Origin of the sequence: Micromonospora sp. NPDC023956, assembly GCF_040639195.1 — a bacterium.
GTDB lineage: Bacteria > Actinomycetota > Actinomycetes > Mycobacteriales > Micromonosporaceae > Micromonospora.
This window is the reverse complement of the sequence record NZ_JBEZZN010000001.1, coordinates 787,192-807,358: the sequence shown is the minus strand read 5'-3', so window position 1 is coordinate 807,358 and position 20,167 is coordinate 787,192. Positions and strand designations below refer to the sequence as shown.

At 70.1% G+C, this 20,167-nt stretch carries 15 protein-coding genes; 10 read left to right on the top strand and 5 right to left on the bottom strand.

Features of this window, described 5'->3' with window-relative positions; all coding sequences use genetic code 11:
* Positions 1–88: 88 nt before the first annotated feature.
* On the bottom strand, positions 89–790 hold the full coding sequence (locus AB0F58_RS02410) for a Crp/Fnr family transcriptional regulator (protein ID WP_357136753.1): 702 nt from the start codon (positions 788–790) through the stop codon (positions 89–91).
* A 73-nt stretch (positions 791–863) separates the two neighbouring features.
* The gene (locus AB0F58_RS02405) at positions 864–1,337 is read right to left on the bottom strand and encodes a hypothetical protein (protein ID WP_357136750.1); all 474 of its coding nucleotides are present in this window, start codon (positions 1,335–1,337) and stop codon (positions 864–866) included.
* A gap of 270 nt (positions 1,338–1,607) precedes the next feature.
* On the opposite strand from AB0F58_RS02405, the gene AB0F58_RS02400 reads away from it, so the two are divergent.
* The 3 genes from AB0F58_RS02400 (at position 1,608) to AB0F58_RS02390 (ending at position 5,378) form a co-directional block, all read left to right on the top strand.
* Positions 1,608–2,372: a hypothetical protein gene (locus tag AB0F58_RS02400; RefSeq protein WP_357136825.1), complete on the top strand. Its 765-nt coding sequence runs from the start codon at positions 1,608–1,610 to the stop codon at positions 2,370–2,372.
* A 92-nt stretch (positions 2,373–2,464) separates the two neighbouring features.
* The gene (locus tag AB0F58_RS02395) at positions 2,465–4,555 is read left to right on the top strand and encodes a hypothetical protein (RefSeq protein ID WP_357136747.1); all 2,091 of its coding nucleotides are present in this window, start codon (positions 2,465–2,467) and stop codon (positions 4,553–4,555) included.
* A gap of 1 nt (position 4,556) precedes the next feature.
* Complete coding sequence (locus AB0F58_RS02390; protein WP_357136744.1) at positions 4,557–5,378, top strand: hypothetical protein; 822 nt, start codon at positions 4,557–4,559, stop codon at positions 5,376–5,378.
* A gap of 171 nt (positions 5,379–5,549) precedes the next feature.
* On the opposite strand, the gene AB0F58_RS02385 is transcribed toward AB0F58_RS02390, so the two are convergent.
* A complete protein-coding gene (locus tag AB0F58_RS02385; protein WP_357136741.1) occupies positions 5,550–9,029 on the bottom strand; it encodes an AAA family ATPase in 3,480 nt (1,159 codons plus the stop codon).
* A gap of 134 nt (positions 9,030–9,163) precedes the next feature.
* Positions 9,164–10,456, bottom strand: coding sequence for a serpin family protein (locus tag AB0F58_RS02380; protein ID WP_357136739.1), 1,293 nt, complete (start codon positions 10,454–10,456; stop codon positions 9,164–9,166).
* Positions 10,457–10,895: 439 nt separating this feature from the next.
* Between AB0F58_RS02380 and AB0F58_RS02375 the strand changes: the two genes are divergently transcribed.
* The 7 genes from AB0F58_RS02375 to AB0F58_RS02345 are packed head-to-tail and all read left to right on the top strand — an operon-like array spanning position 10,896 to position 18,771.
* The gene (locus AB0F58_RS02375; protein ID WP_357136736.1) at positions 10,896–12,134 is read left to right on the top strand and encodes a hypothetical protein; all 1,239 of its coding nucleotides are present in this window, start codon (positions 10,896–10,898) and stop codon (positions 12,132–12,134) included.
* Between the two features lie 19 nt (positions 12,135–12,153).
* On the top strand, positions 12,154–13,308 hold the full coding sequence (locus AB0F58_RS02370) for a hypothetical protein (protein WP_357136734.1): 1,155 nt from the start codon (positions 12,154–12,156) through the stop codon (positions 13,306–13,308).
* A gap of 45 nt (positions 13,309–13,353) precedes the next feature.
* Positions 13,354–14,493: a hypothetical protein gene (locus AB0F58_RS02365; RefSeq protein ID WP_357136732.1), complete on the top strand. Its 1,140-nt coding sequence runs from the start codon at positions 13,354–13,356 to the stop codon at positions 14,491–14,493.
* Positions 14,490–15,431 carry an NAD-dependent epimerase/dehydratase family protein gene (locus AB0F58_RS02360; protein WP_357136731.1) on the top strand — a complete coding sequence of 314 codons (942 nt, stop codon included), beginning with the start codon at positions 14,490–14,492 and terminating at the stop codon, positions 15,429–15,431. The genes AB0F58_RS02365 and AB0F58_RS02360 overlap by 4 nt, the downstream gene beginning before the upstream one ends.
* A 1-nt stretch (position 15,432) precedes the next feature.
* Complete coding sequence (locus AB0F58_RS02355) at positions 15,433–16,806, top strand: NDP-hexose 2,3-dehydratase family protein (protein WP_357136728.1); 1,374 nt, start codon at positions 15,433–15,435, stop codon at positions 16,804–16,806.
* Positions 16,807–16,836: 30 nt separating this feature from the next.
* Positions 16,837–17,811: a clavaminate synthase Cs1 gene (gene cs1, locus AB0F58_RS02350; RefSeq protein WP_357136725.1), complete on the top strand. Its 975-nt coding sequence runs from the start codon at positions 16,837–16,839 to the stop codon at positions 17,809–17,811.
* A 12-nt stretch (positions 17,812–17,823) separates the two neighbouring features.
* Positions 17,824–18,771 (top strand): Gfo/Idh/MocA family oxidoreductase, encoded by a 948-nt coding sequence (locus AB0F58_RS02345; protein ID WP_357136723.1) that lies wholly within the window; start codon positions 17,824–17,826, stop codon positions 18,769–18,771.
* Here AB0F58_RS02345 and AB0F58_RS02340 read toward each other — a convergent pair.
* Positions 18,722–20,149, bottom strand: a complete 1,428-nt coding sequence (locus AB0F58_RS02340; protein ID WP_357136721.1) for a hypothetical protein — start codon at positions 20,147–20,149, stop codon at positions 18,722–18,724. The genes AB0F58_RS02345 and AB0F58_RS02340 overlap by 50 nt on opposite strands.
* Positions 20,150–20,167 lie beyond the last annotated feature (18 nt).

Sequence of the window (20,167 nt, the reverse complement as noted above, 5' to 3'; positions counted from 1 at the left end):
TGCAGTGAATCGCCGTTTGTGGCAGGTGCGACGGAGCCGGTGGACCCATTGAAACTAGAACATTAACCTTCGCCTATTGGATGCTGATCTACGTGATGGGCTCTTGTCCCCCGTCCGTGGCGGCAAGAAGCAGTTGTTCGATGTCCCGCACGACGATAGCCCGGTAGCCGGTTTCGAGGATGCCCGCCGAGCGCAGCGCCCGTAGGGCCTTCTGCAGGCTGATTTCCGCTGCGCCACAGAGGGTGGCCAGTTCTGCCTGAGTGAGCCGGATGTCGACCACGACACCACTCGGATCGCGTCTGCCGTAGGCGGTGGCGATCTCCCAGAGGACCCGGGCTAGTCGCACCTTGACGGTGTAGGACGCGAAGTCGATTCTCCGGCGGTTGGCCCAGCGCAGTCGGTCGGCGACGATGCCGGCGACCTCCATGGCCGCCTCTGGATTGCTGCGCAGGAAGGCGCGGAACTCGTTACGGTGGATGATACGGATCATGGATGGCCTGCACGCCGTGACCGTCGCGGTTCGCGGTGTGCCGTTGAGGGCGGAAATCTCGCCGACGATGTCACCGGGCACGCGGATGGCCAGGAGAGCGTGGCGGCCGTCTGTCATGGCGACGGTGACCTTCGCGAGAGCATCGTCGAGCAGGACAATGTGGGACTCGACGGCTCCTTCATGGAGGACGACCTGTGATGCGTCGACCGAGCGTCGGACGCTGATGGACAGCAGTCGACTGCGTGCCGCCGTGTCGAGGCGGCCGAGCAGGGTCCCGGGCAGCCACTGCTGGTCTGGCACGTGCGACCTCCTACTGGTGCGGCTCGGCGCTCACGGATGGCGCGGGTTTCGCTACAGGATGCTCTCACTCCGGTCATGACACCACGGACAGCACCAGTCTCATCAGGATCACCAGGCCAGCTGTTGTCAGGGACAGGACGAGCCACGGCAGACTCCTGCGGACCCGGGTGTGTTTGCCCATCGCGATCCGGGCAAGTGTCGAGACGAACTCCCACGCCTCGTTCCGTTGCTGACGCGCGCTGACTGCAGCTGGTCGCCGGCCGGCCCGCGCGAGATTGGGGAAGCCGAACCGGTTGTCACCGGCCACGCCGCCCACCTGCGGACGCATCGCACGGATGAGGTGCCAAGAGGCGATCGACAGCCCGGTCACCAGGCCGACCAGTAGCACCGTGCCCGCAACCGACCCGGTGGTCCCGGCGGACAGTAGCGACGCGGCGGGTTCGGTCACCGCAGTCGCCACCGCGCCTTCCGTCGCCAGGAGCGTGGCGGCCTTGGTGTCGGCGTGCCGGATGGACGTCTGTAGCGACGTGGCGGTGGCCAGCCCCACCTGAAGGTCACGCCAGGGGTCGAGGGCCGATGGTCTGCGCGGTTGACAAGAAGCTCCCATGTCCCCAGGGAACGGGACCACGACGGTGCGGAGGGCGTCCAAGTATCGGTTCTCCTTCCGCGGCCGGGAACGCGACAACCCGTACTTGTATGGGGTCTGCTCGTTGTGCGGCCGGTAGAGATGGACGTGACTGTTCGAGTTACTGACTGAAGGGTTGAACGGGTGGCCGACCTAGCAGATCCGCACCGGCGGGTTCTTGTCGCCGTGGACATGGAGAGTTACAGCATCCGAGACAACGTCCTGCAGTACCGGGCACAGCAGGCATTGCAGGAGATCATGTGGAACGCCTGCGACGAGGTGGGGCTCGACCGCGCCAAGTGGCACGTCCAGCAGGGCGGCGACGGTCAACTCGCGATCCTGCCCGCCGGGACCAGCGAGAGAGTCGTAGCTACCCGGCTCGCACCGCTCGTCGACCGGCTGCTCCGGGAGCACAACCGTGGCCTGGCGCCCGAGGCGCGGGTCCGGTTGCGTCTTGCCGTGCACGAGGGCCCGGTCCACCTCGACGGCGCCAACGGCTATCCCGGTGACGCCGTCGTTCACGTCTGCCGGCTGGTGGACTCGCCTCAACTCAAGAGCGCGTTGCAGCGCTTTCCCGGTTCGGAGGCGGCGCTGATCGTCTCCGACCGCATCTACCACGACGTCGTCCGGCAGTACCAGGACCTACGGCCGGAGCACTTTCTTCGGGTGACAGCCAGCCTGCCCGGCAAGAAGTTCGAAGCGGCCGCCTGGATCTACGTCCCTGGCGAGAACGCGGCTGGCCGGCCGCCGCTGGACCACGAACGTCGGGGAGCGACCGAAGACCAGCTCGACGACGGAGGCGTCGACCGTGAGGACCGTCCTGTGCCGCGCTCGACCGGCGGCGGTCAGGTGTTCCACCACATCACCTCCCACGGACCGACGGCCTACGGCAACGGCAACACCGTTTCCACGAACAGGCCTGACGATGTCGTCGATCCGCGGCGGCCCCGTCGATGAACGAGGAACCGCGGGCGTCAAACGCGGCTCCCGCCACGTCAGCCGGTGCGGGGGCTGAGCCCCCGGACGGTCTGGTCCCACAGTCCGCGGTCGTGCCGGAGCCTCCAGCCCCGCCACCGGATGACCGCGACACGGCAGGCGGCGATCCGGACGAGGCGATCGAGCCTGACTCGCTCTGGATGGATCCACAGGTCGGCGAGGAGTTGTACGGTGACCAGTTCGCCGGAAGTTCCTACGCTGACATCAACGCGCACGGGCCAACGGCGTTCGGAAACAACAACACCGTTTACGTGAGCTACGAGGGTCAACCAGCGGCCAAACCGATCATACGGCACCTTCCCGGAGTGCCCCACCTGCTGAGGGTGTACGCGTACAGCGCCGCTGACGAGCACCTCGACGCGGTCCTGAGCCACCGCTCCACGGCCTGCCTGACGGGAGTGTCGAACACCGGCAGATTCAGTACGGCGTGTGCCGCCCTGGCGAGACACCACAGTGCCGAGCGGGTTCGCGAGGTGCTGCTGCCCGCAGACATCGAGCCTGACGTCATCATTCGTGACCCGGACTGCATCGACAAGGATCACGGCTACGTCCTCCGCCTGGCCGGTGACAGACACGTCACCGTCATGCGCCGTCTCGCCGACGCCTTCCGCCAGCGCTCGGCTTCGCTCCTGCTGATCAGGGACGACGACTTTCGGGTGAAGGTACGACACAGCGCCGAGGTGCGCCACCAGCGACCCCTGCCCCGTGAGGTCTTCCGTCACCACCTGCGACACCTGTTGTCCGAGCGCTGGCGCCTGACCGGCGCGCAAGGCGATCAGCGGATCGACCGGTACCTCCAGGTCGCAGAGCTGGGCGAGGCCCTGGATGCGACCTACGGACCACGGGAAGCCGTCGCGATCGCCAGGGCCATCGCGGAGCGTCCTCTCGTCGACAGGTCCGCGATGGAGGAGATCCTGGCTCTGTCCCAGCCGAGGCGCCGCGAACAGGCGGCAGACATCCTGCAGTCGAGGCGTGCCGAGACAGACCGACGACATCGACGTGCCGACCAACACGAGCGCGCGTTCCGGATGTCGTACGCCGTCTTCCACCGCCTGCCGCTGCACTGCGTCTTCGAGGCGGCCGATCTGCTGCTGGAGCACGTCGACGGCGAAGCCAACCGGCCGGAGTGGGGCCGGATGGCATTGCAGCACCCGGTGTTCGAACTCCTCGGGCCGCTCGGGGAGGACTGGCAGGAAGGCCAAGAGAAGGCCCAGTCGCGCGGAGGCGCCTCCCGGGTGGCGTGGCTACGGGACCCCAAGATGCGCGGTGCCATCATCGACGTCGCCTGGCACGACTTCGACAGCACTCGACCTGCTCTCCTCAAGTGGCTGAACACCATGGCGGCATCCGACGACGACCTGGTGCGTCGGGCAACCGCCCAGGTGGCCGGTCTCCTCGCTCACCACGACTTCGATCGGGTGTGCAGCGATCTGATCGACGGGTGGGCGGCGTCGCCTCGCCCACGGTTACGTCAGGCCGCAGCCTGGGCCATCGTCACGGCGGACTTCGGCGGCCACGTCACCCACCGGGTACGGAGGAAAGTACGTCAGTGGGCCAACGGCCGACTCAACCACCACCGTGACGTCGCCGCGCTCGTCTACGCGAGCGGCCTGCAACAGCCCGACCTCAGCTGGAGCCTGGCGGATCTTCGCCGTATCGCCGAAGACCGGATGCAGCAGAACACGGGCTCGGTAGCCGAGGCCATCAGCCAGCTCTACGCCACCGATCGGACGCACCAGATCATCTCCGAGCTTGTCGACTGGGCACAGGCACCGCCGCTGCAGAGGCACGCCGCCAACGCCCTGCTCGCCCTGGCCGGCAAGAGCACCGGCGAGAGTACAGGTACCCCCGATCTGCTGGTACGGCTCGCCGCGAGCGATGTCGACGGCACGGCACTCGCCCGGCTCTGGCGGGTGGCACTGCTGATCCGCCAAACCTCCCCGGCCGGCTGGACGGTCCTCGGCGAGTGGGTGGCCCATGCGGACCTCGACGACAACCTCCGCAAAGCGGTAGGCGAGCTGGTCAGCGAGCTGGCGGGCGACGCCGCCGTCCGCCGTCGAATGCGCTTTCACGTGGCCCGACACCCCACGTTTCGCAACGGGGGCCTACCCGGCTGGATCGAACCCGCGATGAGGGACCGGTGACATGACAGACAACTTCCCTACGAACACCCTGTCCGTTGGCCTGTGGCACCGGCTCCGACGGTGGCTGTCGGCGTTCTGGCAGCGGCTCTTCCCCCCGCTGGCGCCACCGGACCCGGCGTTCGCTCCCATCACGCCTCCGCCTCCGGCACCGCCTGGTCGGTTGACCGAACGACGTCGCCTTGCACAACCCATCGTGGTGCCAGCCCGGGGCTACGTCTTCACCTTCCACCTCCACGTGACCTTCGTCTGGGCATCCGACGGCCTGCCCCGGGAGCTGCTGGGCAGCCTGGCGCAGTACTTCATGCCCTACGCCGTCCGGGCGATCACTCAGTTCGTCGCAGCCCGCGCCCGCAACCATCCCGCGCACCGGGCACGTGAGCTGGAGGCCGAGATCCAACGAGCGCTGGCCGACGGGGAGCCCTGGCGGTACGAACGCGGCGGCATGGAGGTCACCTGCCGACCCCACGTCTGGGTGGAGCTCGACGAACACGTCAAGCAGACCGTCCGCCCGTACTGGGAAGAGCTGATCAAAATCGATTGCGAACACGACGTGGATGTCAAACGGGCGCAGTACGCCGATCGGCTCAGTCGACAGTGGCTCACCGTCCTGGAGAAGCTCGTCGGTAGCCCCATCGCCGACGGGGCAGCCCAGATGACCAGCGAGAAACTCGCGAAGGTGGTCGAGAGGCTCGTGGCGGAGCAGAAGGCGGAGGCGCAGCGTGTACATGACCTCCTGAATGAGAAGATCCGTAACGGGGACCCCTTCGAACAGGCGACGGCGTTCGATGCCCTGATCGAGAGACATCGAGACGCATCTCGATAGAAAGTAGGCCGGGACGGCATCCGCGTCGGCCGAGCGCGGTTCGACCGGCTGCCGTCGCGGGCCAGATCGTCGAGGTCGCGGTTTCGGTGGTCGGTGACTACCGGCTGGGTACGCCTGGGCAGGTCCTGCCCACGAGGCACCGCCGATCGCGCCGCAGGGGACTCCTGGCGGTCACAGGTACTGGCCGACCGCGGGCGACCTGTCCTGGTCGCCGAACTCGGTCGGCAGATCCTCCGCCAGCAGCTTCCGAATGACCTCCGTAGGCGCGTCGGTCAGCTCGATGATCCGGGCCGCCTGCCGGGCGATGGTCGCCTCCAGCAGGTTGCGCACGGTGCGGCCGTTGCCGAACGACGACCCTCGGGAAAGCTGGGCCAGCGCCGTCCGCACCCGATCCCGCACGTTGTCGGCGAGCTGATAGCCGGCGTCGTCGGCGAGGACGGTGAAGATCTGCACCAGTTCGTCGAGGTCGTAGTCGGGGAACTCGAGGATCTTCGGGAAGCGCGATGCCAGACCGCTGTTCGCCTCGAGGAACTGCCGCATCTCACGGTCGTAGCCGGCCGCGATCACCACCAGGTCGTCGCGGTGGTCCTCCATCAGCTTGAGCAGCGTGGCGATCGCCTCGTGGCCGTAGTCCCTCGGCGAGTCGGACATCGACAAGGAGTACGCCTCGTCGATGAAGAGCACACCACCGAGCGCTCGCTCGAACGCCGCGTGGACGCGCGGACCGGTCTGTCCGATGTACTGGCCGATCAGGTCTGCCCGGGTCACCTCGACCAGGTGGCCGGAACCGAGCAACCCGAGGTCGGCGTAGATCCGGGCGATCATCCGGGCCACCGTGGTCTTCGCGGTGCCCGGATTGCCGACGAACACCATGTGCCGGGACCCGCCGCCCACCGCGAGCCCGGCCCGGGTCCGCAGGCTCTCCGCCCGAGCCTCCGCGACCAGCAGCCGCACCTGCGCCTTGACGTCGCGCAGCCCGATGAGCGCGTCCAGCTCCACCATCGGGTCGCCGCTGCGGGCGGGCGCGAGCACGATGGACGCCGGTGCTGTGATGTCCTCCACGAGCAGCTCGGCCAGCTGCTCGACCGTGGGTCTGGCCGACCGACTGATCCGCATCGCCTGGTGCGACGCGGATTCGTCGACGAGGTTGCGGACCACCCGGGCGTTGTCGAAGCCCGCGGCGCGCGGCATGCGGGTGACCAGGTTCCGGACCCGGTCGAGCACCCCGTCGGCGGGCCTGAACCCGGACGCGGTGGCCTCCAGCTCGAAGAGCCGCACCAGCTCGTCGTCAGTGAAGTCGACGAAGTTGAAGGTGTTGGGAAAACGCGCCGCCAGGCCGACCTCGCTGGACAGGAAGTCCGCGACGTCCCTGGGGTGACCGGCGATGACGACCACCAGATCCTCGCGGTGCTCCTCGATCATCCTGGTCAGCGTGGCGACAGCCTCGCGGGAGGCAGCGCTCTCCTGGACCGCCCGGCCGACGTTGATCATCAGGATGCCGCCGAGCGCGTTGAGTACGGCAGCGGTCACCTTGGCGCCGTTGAGCAGCTCTGCCCGGGCCACCTCGACCAGGTGCCCGGAGGCCAGCACGCCGTTCGCGGCATAGATCTGGCCGATGATCGTGGCGATGGTGGTCTTCCCGGTACCCGGATTCCCGGCGAACACCATGTGCCGCCGGTTGCGGGCTGGCGGCAGACCGGACTCGCGGCGTAACGCCTCGACTCTGGCCTCGGCACTCAGCCGGGCGACGCGCTGCTTGACCGGGGACAACCCGACCAGGTCGTCGAGGAGGCCGACGGCAACCTGCTCCGCCTGAACGCTCGGGGCGCCGCCGGGCCCGGCCGGCCGGGGGAGGGCGGGGGCGGGCCGCGTCGGCTTGGGAGCATCGGCGAGGGCGGACACGAGCGGGTTGATGACGGCGGGCCGCGGCTGGCCGAGCGTGCGCAGGCTACGTAGGTATCTCAGGCAGAAGAAGAGTCCGCTCGTCACGTCCTTGTGCGGGCCCGGCCAGCCGTTCAGCGCGGTGGCGCAGCTCCACTCCAGGCCCACCCAGATGCGCGCGGTCTCCGCCTCGCCCGCGATGATCGCGCGGTCCAGCCACGCGAAGACTCCCCGGTACCAGACCTCGTAGTCGAAGCGGGGCTTGAGCCTGTCGAACGCACGGAGGATGGCGTGGAAACCGTCCTGCCCCAGCCCGGTCGTGGCGATGACCGCGGGCACCGGTTTGCCGAGCTTCAGCAGCATGGCGGCGACCACCTCGTCGAAGCTGCCGGCCTCGGCGCCCACGGTGTCCACCAACCGCTGGTGGGCGGCGCGGAGGCCGGTCAGGGTCCAGGAAAGGTAGTCGGCCGGTCCGGCGTGGTCGGGAAGGGCGGCGCGCTCCGCGTCACCGAGCAGGGTGGACCGCCACTGGGCGGCGAGGTGCTTCCGTGACCCCGTCCGGTGCTGTTCCCGCAGCGCCGGGTCCTCGGCTATCCGGGTGTACAGCGCGGCCAGTGCGCTCCCCCGGTCCGCGAACGGTGGCGCCTCGACGAGGACCCCGAGGCAGTCGCGGTAGTAGCGGAGGATGCGTTCCCGGCGCTCCGGGCTGTCGGAGTCCGCGAAGAGGCGTCCGGGCGGGGCCGGCACGACCTGGGTCTGCCAGGTCGTCTCGGGGTCCGTCGTCGGCGTGAGTGGCGCTTGCAGGTGGTCGGCTACCAGCAGGTCGCCGAGCCGCCAGAGCGAGCCCGACGCGCTGGTGGACGCGCCGAGCGCGCCCTGCGCGAGCCACTTCACCTCCTCGACCGCCATCGACGTGCCGGGCTTGAGGCGTGGCGCCCGGGCGGGCAGGTCGGTGAGCCCTTCGCGCGAGGCGATGGCCATCAGTCGTGCGCGGGTGTCCTCGAGCCATCCCCGGGGCGGCACCCATGGGCGGATCGGCCCGAACACGTTGAGGTGCGGCGATCCGGTCAGCAACGGCACCAGGTCGTCGGGCAGATCGATCCGGCCACTGGTGGGCCGCGAGGCGACCGGGGCGGGAGCGGGCCTGCTCGGCGGCGACGCCTGATGGCGGTCCGGGTTCTGCCGCCGGAGCGCGGTCAGCAGCGTGTCGCCCTTGCCGATCTCCACCTGGCCCGAGTCGGAGATGCTCACCCGGCCGGAACGGATCAGCTGGGCGACGCGGGCGACGAAGTCCGCCACCGACACCGCGACCACGGCCCGGACGTCGCCCTCGGGACCCACGTTGATCACCTGGCCGACGGTGCCACCGGGCTCGGGTGCCAGGTCCACCGCGAAGCCGTTGCCGCCGCCGTCCCTGGTGAACTGCACCCAGCCGGATTTCCAGTGCCTGGCCGACACCGCGTCCGGGTCCAGCGACGTGACGGCCCGGTGGTGGTCGTGGTCAGGGTCGTCCGACCCGGCGACGGTTGCGTCCCACGACCGGCGAGCCGAGATGACGTGCTCGATGCTGAGCAGTTCGTTGTCCAGCAACGGCCCGCTGCCGATCACGGCGTACACCGCAGCCAGTTCGGCGGGGACATCCTCGCCGAATGCGGCACGGTAGCTGGCGAAGTGCCGCGCGGGGGCGGGTGGGGCGAACCGGGCCGGCGAGGCGCTCGCCCGGCCGTGGAAGGCGATGAGTGTCGACAGGTGCTGGTCCATCTCCGACATCCACATACCTCCCGATCCCGGGCGCAGCGTACCGTGGGACGTCGAGCCGCCCGGGCCCTCGGGGCGACGCCTGCGGGCCGTCGACCCGCCCGATGACGCTGCGGGATCTGCTGACCTACACCCGCGGGGCGGGATCAGGCCGGGCCGGTGAGCAGCGGGTCGTGGACCCGGCCGAGGAACAGCGGTACGCCGGTGAGCCGGTCGTGGATGACGTACAGGAACGGCCGGTCGGCGAAGAACTGCGGCCCCTGCGGGACCGACGGCGGCCGGATGATGACGGCCGACGCGGCTGCGGCCTCGGTGCCCTTCTCGTCCACCGCGATGAACGTCTCGTGCACCACGTCGTCGATGTGCAGGGCCGGGTCGGTGCTCATGGCGGTGAAGTCGGCCTGTGCGGTGAATGCCGTGGGCATGCCGAGGCTGCCCAGCGCGGCGCCCAGCTCGACGGGCAGGCGGAACGTCCACCGGGGCAGGCGCAGTTGGACGTCGGTGGGCCGGAACCCGGTCAGCAGCGCGGCGAGCCACGTCGCGTCGAGCTTCGCCTCGACCGCCGCGAGGTCGTCCCGGGTCGGCATGACGATGGCCATGGCGAGCCCATCGCCCGCGTACGGCACGTCGACCGCACGCCATCCGTCACCCTCGAGGTAGCCCATCCGGTCGAACGGCCCGCGCATCATCGGGACGGTGACGACGGTGCCGTCGTCCCGGGTGAACGGCGCCGTGGCGGTGGCCGTCGCGGTGAAGGGGTACTTCCAGGCCGCCTTGAGGTAGGTCGTGTTGGTGAGGATCAGGGTGGTGTCGGGGCTCACGGCGTCGGACCGCAGCAACTCCGGGATCTTCGCGTTGGTCCGGTCGGACACCCAGGTGTTGATCTCCTGGCGGGCCGCCTCCGGCGCGTTGCGGAAGTCGACCGGGTGCGGCGCGGCGCCGTAGTAGCCGGCGAGGGTGTCCCGGAACCCGGGTCGCAGGCCCAGGTCGAGGTGTGTCCACAGGGCGTTGGCCGTGGTCAGCCGGGGCTGTTTGACGCCGTCGCCGTCCTGGTACCGGCCGGCGAGCGTCTGGTCGACGGTGTTGAGTCCACTGTCGAGCGCGCCGGGTCGCGGATGCGGCGCGTGGAGTACCGCGTCCATCTCGTCCGCGGTGGTCGAGCCGGCGCCCGCCCTGGTCATCGCGAGCGCGAGCCCGACCGAGTACGGCGCGCACACCACGTTGCCGCCCGTGCGGGTCGACGCCACCGTGCCGTAGAGGTCGGCCGTGAAACCACGTACGGCGGTCACGGCGGCCTGCATCGTGGCCGGATCGGGCGGTACGCGTACCGTGTCCGTCGACGTGGACGTCGCGCCGAGCCGACGGGGATGACCTGGGGCGGCGGTGAGGGCAGCGGCCGCGAGCGGTACCGCCCGCAGGACAGATCGACGCGAGACCATGCGGCGACGGTAGAGCAGTCCTATGGGGAATCACCAGGCACAGGGTCGATAATTGTCGAAGCCTGACAATGTTGGCCAGGTATGAGGGGCAGGACGTCGTGCCCGGGAGGGCGGCCGGCACCGTGCCGCGCGCCCCCGACCGCGAGCCCGTGGTGATCCGCCGCGCCCCTCGCCGGAGGCGACGACGAGCGGCCGGTGCGCGTCGACCGGGTCCGGCGGCGCAGTCCAGTCGGTCGGGCTCCGGCCGTGCGTTCCGGGTCCCGCGACCGTCGACCGCGCGGGTCGGCCGATCCGCCGACGACGAAGAGTCGGTGGACAGCCTGTCGGGCGCCCAGAAGACTGGGCGGGCGCGCACAGAGCACGCGTGGATGTGCGGTTACCGATAGATGACGAGCAATCCCGAGATGGCCGTCGGACAAGCGACTCGCGAGGTTCGGAGATGACTGACATCAAGGACCTTCGCGTTGTCCTGGACCGATTCCGGGCCCAGCAGAGACGGTCGGATGTCGCCGTCAACCTCGTGCCGAGCGAGAACAGGCTGTCACCGCTGGCGCAGATGCCACTGAGCACCGACTACTACAACCGGTACTTCTTCAACGACGCGTTGGATCCGGGGTTCTGGCAGTTCCGGGGCGGCCAGGACGTTGCCGACGTCGAGACCGACCTGACCATCGGCCACCTGAGCCGACTCGCCGACGCTCCGTACGTCAACCCGCGACCCATCTCCGGGCTGTCGGCGATGATGATCGCGATGGCCGGCCTCGGTGGGGAACCGGGCGGAACGGTGGTGTCCGTCGAGGCCGCGTCCGGTGGGCACTACGCCACCGCCGGCATGGCCCGCCGGTTCGGCTTCGATTCCGCGACCGTTCCCGTCCTCCGGGGACAGGTGAACGAGGAACGGTTCAGCGAGATCCTCCGCGAGCGCCAACCCGATCTTGTCTATCTGGACCTCCAGAACAGCCGTCACGAGCTGGAGGTGTCCCGGGTCGCGGAACTCGTCCGGGCCCACTCGCCCCGGACCCTCCTGCACGTCGACTGTAGTCACACGCTGGGACTGGTCCTCGGCGGCGCGTTGGGCAACCCGCTCGATGCCGGCGCCGACACGATGGGCGGTTCCACCCACAAGAGTTTCCCCGGGCCGCACAAGGGCGTCCTGTTCACCCGGAGCGCGGAGCTGCACCAGCGGTTGAAGGACGCGCAGTTCACGATGCTCAGCAGTCACCACTTCGCCGAGACGCTCGCGCTGGGGCTCGCCGCTGCGGAGTTCCGCCACTTCGGCCCCGCCTACGCCGAACAGGTCCTGGCCAACGCGCGGCTGTTCAGCAAGCTGCTCGCGGCGGACGGGTTCGACGTCGCCGCGGACGAGGACGGTCACACCACGAGCACCCACCAGGTCTGGGTGACGATCGGGGACGCGGAGCGGACCGACCGCTTCTCGGCGTCCCTGTACGACCACGGAATCCGGGTCAACGTCCAGGTCGACCTCCCCGGGCTGCCGGGCCCGGTACTCCGCCTCGGAGTCAACGAGCTCACCTTCATCGGGGGACGTGAGCCCGCCGTGCACGCGCTGGCCCGGGAGTTCAGCAACGCGCGGGCCGGCGTCCGCCGGGACGGCGGCGGAAGCCGGCGCGTTCGCGAGCAGTGCGGCCCGCCGTTCCACTTCGTCGAGTTCTCCTGACTGGATGGTGCTCAGCGCGATGACCGACCAACCCATCGTCGTCGTCGACGCCGGTTCGTACTCCCTGTCCGAGACCTCCATCGCCGGTACGGGCCAGCGGCTCGTGGAGATCGCCCAGACCCTCGGCGAGCGGTACACCGTGCGAGTGATCGCCGCACCCGCCCCGGACACCGTCGACCTCGGTGCGGCGGAGCAGGTCGCGTTGGGCGACGAGGCGACCCGAGCCATCACGACGGCCGCCGCCGTCATCTTCTTCGACACCCCGGACCGGGACCGGATCGAGCTCGCCGTCGCCCACCGCAAGCTGATCGTCGCGGAATGCCGGGCCCCCATCGAGCACATGAGCTACCCCTCGGTGCTCGCCTGCGCCGACCCGACGGGCGAGCACCAGCGGTTCCTCGGCACCTTCCGGCGCCTGCTCCAGGTGACACACCACTTCCTCTGCCGCTCCCGGGTCGAGCGGGCGGCGCTCCTGTCGACGCTGTGCGCGTCCGGCCGGATGACTCCCGCCGACATCGCGCGGTCCTCGACGCTGGACCACCTGATCACCACCGTCCCGGTCGGGTTCAGCCGGCGCGGTCTCGAGGCGGCGGAGGCTGCCGAGCCGGTCCACCTGGCCGACTTCCTGTGGACCGGCGGCCTCTGGGCCTTCTTCGAGCCGCTCATGCTGGTGGAGGCCGTGAAGATCCTCCGCGATCGCGGCGTGGACGCCAGTGCCGCCTTCCTGCACGCCGCACCGACCGAGGACACCCGGTCCACCATCGTCGAGGTCGGCAGGGCGATCGACGCCCTTGCGCTCGGCGACCGCGTCCACCTGCACACGCAGCCCCTGGCGCTGTCCGAGCGCGACCAGTACGTCAAGGCCGCCCAGGCGTACGTCTGCATCGCCCGGCCGGGAGCGGAGAACGAGACCGGCACCCGGCTGCGCCTGCGCGACACCTGGTTGCACGGGATACCCACGATCATCGACCCGCACGGGATCTCCGGCGACCTGGTCGCCCGCGAGAACCTGGGAGTCGTCCTGCGGGAGCCCAGCGCCGACAGCCTGGCCGACGCGATGCAGCAGGTGACGTCCGGCGCGGTCGGCCGGCCCGGCCGGCGCATGGAGCGGCTCTACGAGACCAGCATGGCCACCTTCATGGACTGGTTCGACGAGGAACTGCGCCGTGGATGAGTCGCGCCTCCGCCCGAATGTCGTCAGGGGAACGGAAAACCACTCATGGAGTACCAGGATCTCGGTGTCACACCCGTCATCAGCGCCCAGGCCAACTCGACACCACTGGGTGGTTGCACGCTCAGTGAGGGCGTCATCGCGGCGATGGGGAACGCGGCACGGTTCCACGTCGACCTGGACCAGCTCTGGCGGGCTGCGGGCGACTTCCTCGCCGAGGTCACCGGCAGCGCGGACGCGTGCCCGGTCACCGGCGCGGCAGCGGGTATGGCCATCGCGGTGGCCGCCTGTGTCGCCGGGACGGACGTCCGGCGCGTCCAGCGCCTGCCCGACCCCGGTGACCAGCCCAACGAGGTCGTGGTGCAGAAAGGCCACTCCATCAGCTACGGGGGTGCCCCCATCACCCAGATGATCGCGCTGGGCGGCGGCCGGACCGTCGAGGTGGGCGCCGTGAACGAGACCCTGCGGAGCCACGTCGCCAGCGCCGTCACCCGGAACACCGCGGCCCTGGTGTACGTCACCTCCCACACCCACGCCGTCCAGAAGAAGAGCGTGTCGCTCGACGAGATGGTCGCCATCGGCCGGGAGCACGGGGTCCCCGTGATCGTGGACGCCGCGGGCGAGAGCGACCTGCGGGGCTGGGTGGCGACCGGGGCCGATCTGGTGATCTACAGCGGGACCAAGATGCTCGGCGCGCCCACCTCCGGGTTCATCTGCGGGAGCAGCGAGCTGGTCGCGGCGTGCCGGGCGCAGTACGCCGGTATCGCCCGGCCCATGAAGGTCGGCAAGGAGAACCTGCTCGGGCTGCTCCAGGCCGTCCGGGAGTACACCGCCGTCCCGGAGGCGGAGCGGGCGGCGGCGCAGCGCGCGCGGATGACCGACCTCGCGGCCCGGCTGGACAGGCTGCCCGGCCTCTCCGCCCGCCTTGTCGAGGACGAGTCCGGGCGTCTGATCTATCGCGTGCTGCTGACCGTCGATCCAACCGCGACCGGGCGGAGCGCCGCCAGCCTCGCCGAGGAGATGACATCGGGCACTCCTGCCATCTATCTCCGTGACTTCAAGTTGCACCTGGGTCATCTCGAGGTCGACCCGCGCGCGCTGAGCGCCGACGGTGAGGAGGCGGTCGTGCGGCGGCTGGAGCAGGTGTTGTCGAACGGCGCGTCGACCGACGTCACGGCAGCACGATGACCCGGATCACGGTGGTCGGGGCGGGATTCCTGGGGAACGCACTGGCCCTGGGTGCGGCGCGCCGGGGGTGGAGCACCACCGTGCTCAGCCGTTCCGACCCCTTCGCCACGCGGGACGCGGATCCCGGGCCGGGTCGGATCCGACTGCTGCGCGGCGACGGTGTCGAGACTCTGCCACAGACGTTCGACCAGCACGTGGACGCGATCGTCATCGCCGCCGGCGGTCGCTTTCCGGTGCCGTCGGCGGCGGCACCCGCAGCCGACGCGGTCGGGACACTCACGCTGGTGATCGGTGTCTGTGAGACGGTCCGTTCGGTCAGCCCCGGTACGAAGATCTTCTTCCTGTCCTCCGCCGGTGCCGTGTACTCGCCCGGGGAGGAGCTCAAGCGCGAGTCGGACCCCGGGGAACCCACGTCTCCCTACGGGATGTCACGACGCGTGGGCGAAGAGTACCTGGAGTACTACCGCAGGGTGCACGGCCTCTCCACCCACTCGCTGCGCTGCGCGAACGTCTACGGTCGCCTCCTGCCGCAGTCCCGGGGGCAGGGCGTCGTGTCGGCCGCGTTCTGGAGCGCGCTGACCGGGAAGCCCTTCACGCTGCACGGCGACGGGCGGCAGACCAGGGACTTCATCCACGTGGACGACGTCGTGACGGCGACGCTCGACCTGCTCGCCACCGGCCGGGCCCTGCCCGAGAGGATCAACATCGGCACCGGCGTGGGCAACTCCATCGTCGACGTGCTCGACGCGGTCGCCGCCGCCACGGGTTCCGTGGTCACGACCACCCCGGGCCCCACCGCGCACACCGACACCGGCAACCTGGCCGTCGACCTGTCGCTGCTCCGCAGCGTCGTCGACTTCCAACCGCTCGACCTCGTCTCCGGCATCACGCTCATGGCCCGCGCCATCGAGGCCGACGGTTTCCCCCGAGGGCGGTGACATGTCGTACCCGGAGGACTTCCTGACCTCGGCCACGACCGTGAACACCGCGCGGTCACCGGACCCCGACTCCTTCCTCCGGAAACGCTCGGCCTCCCACGACTTCCGCGTCGAAGAGGTGCCGCTGGACTCGCTGTCCGACTGGCGGATCGACGAGCGCCTCTCGCACAGGTCCGGCCGGTTCTTCACCGTGGAGGGGCTGTCGGTACACACGAACTTCGGGCCGACGCCCCGGTGGTGCCAGCCGATCATCGTGCAACCGGAGATCGGCATCCTCGGCATCCTCGTCAAGCGGATCGACGGTGTGCTGCACTTCCTGATGCAGGCGAAGATGGAACCGGGCAACAGCGAGCTGGTCCAGTACGCCGCGACCGTCCAGGCGACCCCCAGCAACTACCAACGCGTACACGGCGGCAGGCCCACCCCGTACCTGGAGTACTTCCAGGAGCACGCCGGACGACGCATCCTCTTCGACCAACTCCTGTCGGAGCACGCGTCCTGGTACCTGTACAAGCGCAACCGGAACATGATCGTCGAGGTCCCCGAGGACGAGGACGTCGCGGTGGCTGACGACTTCGCGTGGTTGACGCTCGGGCAGCTACGGCATCAGCTCGTGCGGGGCAGCCGCGTGAACATGAACGCGCGGACGGTGTTGTCAGGCATCTCGTACGCCACGGCGGACGACCCCACCTCCTGCGGCGACATCCGGGACGCGTTCCACCGCCAGCTGGTCGAGTCGCACCGCGCAGACCGCTCGTACGCCGACGTCTCCGCCGCGATGACCTGGCTCATCGACCAGAAGGCGACGTTCGGTCTGCACGTGCGGCGGATCAGCCTTCACGACATGGACAGCTGGGTGTGCGGCGCGGACAGCATCCGTCACCGCGACGACCGCTACTTCCGGATCGTCGGGCTGTCCGTCGCGGCGACGAGCCGGGAGGTCGACCGGTGGTATCAACCGATGCTCGAGCCGACGAGCGGCAACGTCGTGGCGATGATCTGCCAGCGCCGGTCGGGACTGCTCAGGTTCCTCGTCCAGGCGATGATCCAGCCGGGCCTCACGGACCGGCTGGAACTCGCCCCGACGGTGCAGCTCACCCCGGGAAGCTACCGCGGGCCGGAGGACGTCCCACCGCTCGCGGAGTACCTCGACGCACCCGACTCCTGGCTCCGTCTGAAGGTGTCACAGTCGGAGGACGGCGGACGGTTCCTGCGCGCGGACACCACGCACGTCGTCGTCAACGTCCCGGACGGGCACCACGTCGAGGCGCCGGACAACTACCGATGGATGACCCTGGGCCTGCTCAACCGCCTGATCCACGCCGGCTACTACGTCAACGTCGAGGCCCGCAGCCTCATCGCCTGCCTGCTCTGACGCACACCGCACCGAAGGGAGCCGCGTACCGTGTCCTCATCCACCATCGACTGCGCCCCGTACCGGGCGGAGCTGCTCGCTCTCGCCTCGACCCTGCCGAGAGTGCCGCGAGCCGACCCGTACGCCTTCTTCGAGGACGCGATGCGGCTGGCGGACCGCCTGCCGCACGAGCTGCGCGACGGTCTGGACGACTTCAACGCCAACGGCAACGTCACCGGTTACCTGCTCCTGCGGGGCCTCCCCGTCGAACCGGACGACGAGCTGCCGCCCACTCCTACGGTGAGTCCGCCGCCGGAGGACCGGCCACTGCTGAACATGGAGGCCATGCTCTGCATCGTCGGCGGGGCGTTGGGCCTGCTCACCGCCTACGACCAGGGCTATGGGAACCGCCGATCCATCACCGTCCTGCACGAGCTGTTCCCGACGCCCGAGGCGCATCCCCTGTCCGGGGCGACCTCCACGACCCAGCTCGAGTTCCACACGGACCTCTCGCACCACGCCCACCAGCCGAACTACATTCTCCTGTCCTGCTCCCGTGGCGACCACGAGGGCCGGGCCGCGACCCTCATCGGCTCGATCCGTAAGGCGTTGCCGCTGCTCAGCGACGAGGTACGGGACCACCTGTTCGACCGGGTGTTCACCCGACGGTTCGACGCCGCGGACCCGGGCGCCATCGCGCGCGTCAAGCCCCTGTACGGCGACAGGGACGACCCGTACGTCAGCTTCAACCGGTCGTTCCTCAGCGCCGAGACCCCGCAGGACGTCGCCGCCCTCGACGCGCTGTCGGCGGCCCTGACCGCTGTCACCGAGCCGGTCCTGCTGACCCCGGGAGACCTGCTGATCATCGACAATTTCCGGATCGCCCACGGACGCGCGCCGTTCACCGCGCGCTGGGACGGCAAGGACCGTTGGCTGCACCGGGCGTACGTCCGTACCGACCGCAACGGCCAACTGTCGGAGGCCGACCGCGCGGGCGACGTCGTTCCCTTCGTCCCCCGTCGCTGACCCCGCACGCCCATGGAACTGTTGCTGATAGGCATGTCGCGGTTCGCCCAGCGGCGGGTGCTGCCGGCCGCCGCCGCCCTCGCCGAGATCGAGACGATCAACGTGGTCAGCTCGCACGCCGGTCCCGGAACTCTCGGCCGGGTGGCGAAGCTCGGCAGGGTGTCCACCGACTGGCGCGAGGCGTTGGCCGTCGCCCGGCCCGGCCTGGTCTACGTCTCGCTGGTCAACAGCGACCACGCGCGGGTGGTCCGCCGTGCGCTCGAGCACGGGCACCACGTGGTAGTCGACAAGCCGGGCCTACCGGACCCGGACACCGCCGAGGAGATGGTGGCGTTGGCCCGGTCGTCGTCGCTCGTCATCGCCGAGGCCACCTGCTACTCGTTCCACCCGGTGTTCGCAGCGGTCAGGTCGGTTCTCGCGGACCTCGGCGCGGAGGTGACCAAGGCGCTGGCGGTCTTCACCCCGCCCGTCCCCGCCGACGACTGGCGGTACGACCGGGCCAGGGGCGGCGGGGCGCTGCGGGACACCGGACCCTACGCGGCGTCCCTGGGGCGGGTGCTGTGGGGCGAGGAGCCCGAACGCGTGCACGTCATCGTGGGCGACCGCACCGCCGACGCGCTCGAGACGTCCTACAGCGTGCTCGCGGGCTACCCGGGTGGCCGGACCGTGGTCGGTCAGTTCGGCTTCACGACCGGCTACCAGAACATCGTCCGGCTGATGGGAAAGGGGTTCAGCATCGAGGTCGAACGGCCCTTCTCCGCTCCGCCGGGGATGACCGTCGACCTGCGGGTCCAGACCGGCGACCAGGTGTACGTGCAGACCGTCGAGCCCGCCGACAGCATGCGGACGTTCCTGTCCGACGTCCTGGCCGCGACCGTGGAGGGATCGCGGGACTTCGACGTCGCCCTGCTCAGCGACGCCCGGACGCTCGCCCGTCTGACGCGGGCGGCCTCGGTCTGACGTCCCGCCCACGGTCGCGGGCCAGCGGAGGCGTCGCCCCGGCGGCGTAGCCGACCGTGCCCGGGTCGGCCGCGAGCACCTCGGTGAGCCGGTCGGCGAGGTCCACCTCGCGGACCAGTGCGCGGGCCTCCTCCAACCGGGACGCGTCGACCAGCGCGCGGATCTTCGCCCCGAGCAGGACCGGGCTGGCCGAGGCCGGTTCCGGGGCGAGCGACTCGAGCCACCGCAGGACGGTGTTCCCGTCGCCCCGGCCGAGGACGGCCGGTACCGCCTTCTCCACCACGCCCGTGGCGACGTCCGTGTCACCGACGGAGAGCAGCAGCTCGGTGGCTTCCTCGAACTCGCCGGCGGCGACGAGCAGGTCGGCGTGCCGGCGCTGCAGGTCGGCGAGGCGATCCGGCTCGTCCGCCGCCAACCGGTTGCGCAGGAAGTCGCGGAAACAGGAGTGGAGCACGACCGTACCGTCGGCCATCGTCGTCGCGGGCAGGTGGCGGAGCCGGACGGCCCGAAGGACGCTGCCCGCCTCCGGACCACAGAGTTCGGTGGCGGCCCTCGGTGAGATGCGGCCGAGGACCGCCGTGTCCAGGAGGAAACGACGCTCGGCCCCGGTGAGGCCGCCGAGGATCTCCGCGCCGAGGATCGCGAAGAAGTCGCGGCTCCCGGCCGCCCGGCTGCGACGACCGGACCCGACGAAGGCGACTGCCGCCATCCAGCCGTTGGTGCGGCGGCACCGCTCGGCGGCGTTGGCCGGGTCGTGACCCTGCGCCCGTGCGAGCGCGGTCGCCTCGTCCTCGGTCAACGCGAGGTCCTCCTGCGACACGCGCCCCAGGCGGCCGTACGCGAACAGCCGGCCCGCCGAGCCCGCATGCTCGGTCCGCCCCAGCAGGATCGCGTGCACCCCACCGGGAAGGTGGTCCAGGAAGCTCGCGAGCGATGCTTCCGCGGCGGCGTCGTCGACGAGCACCTCGCACTGGTCGATCACGACGAGAGCCCGGTCGGCGCTCACCTCCTCGGCGAGCAGCGCGGCGGTCTCCTCGGGCGGAAGCCTGCGGGCGAACCCCTCCTCGACGACGCGCCGCGCCCCCGGGGCGGCCGGTTCCAGCGCCTCGGCCAGCCAGGAGAGCATGCGGGACGCCGAGCGGTCGCGCGGATCCAGCGTCAGCCAGACGAGCGGCCAGCGGAGTCGCCTGGCGATCAACTGCGCCTGGACGGTCTTGCCGGATCCGGTCACGGCGGAGGCCCCGACGACACGGTGCTCCTCGAACAGGCTGGTGAAGATCGCGTCGACGCGCGGGCGCTCGACGACGATCGACGGTAGCCCGGGGGCCATCAGCTTGCCCCGAACCAGTGCGTCCTGACGGACATCCTCCACTGTCATGCGACCCACGTCCTTCGA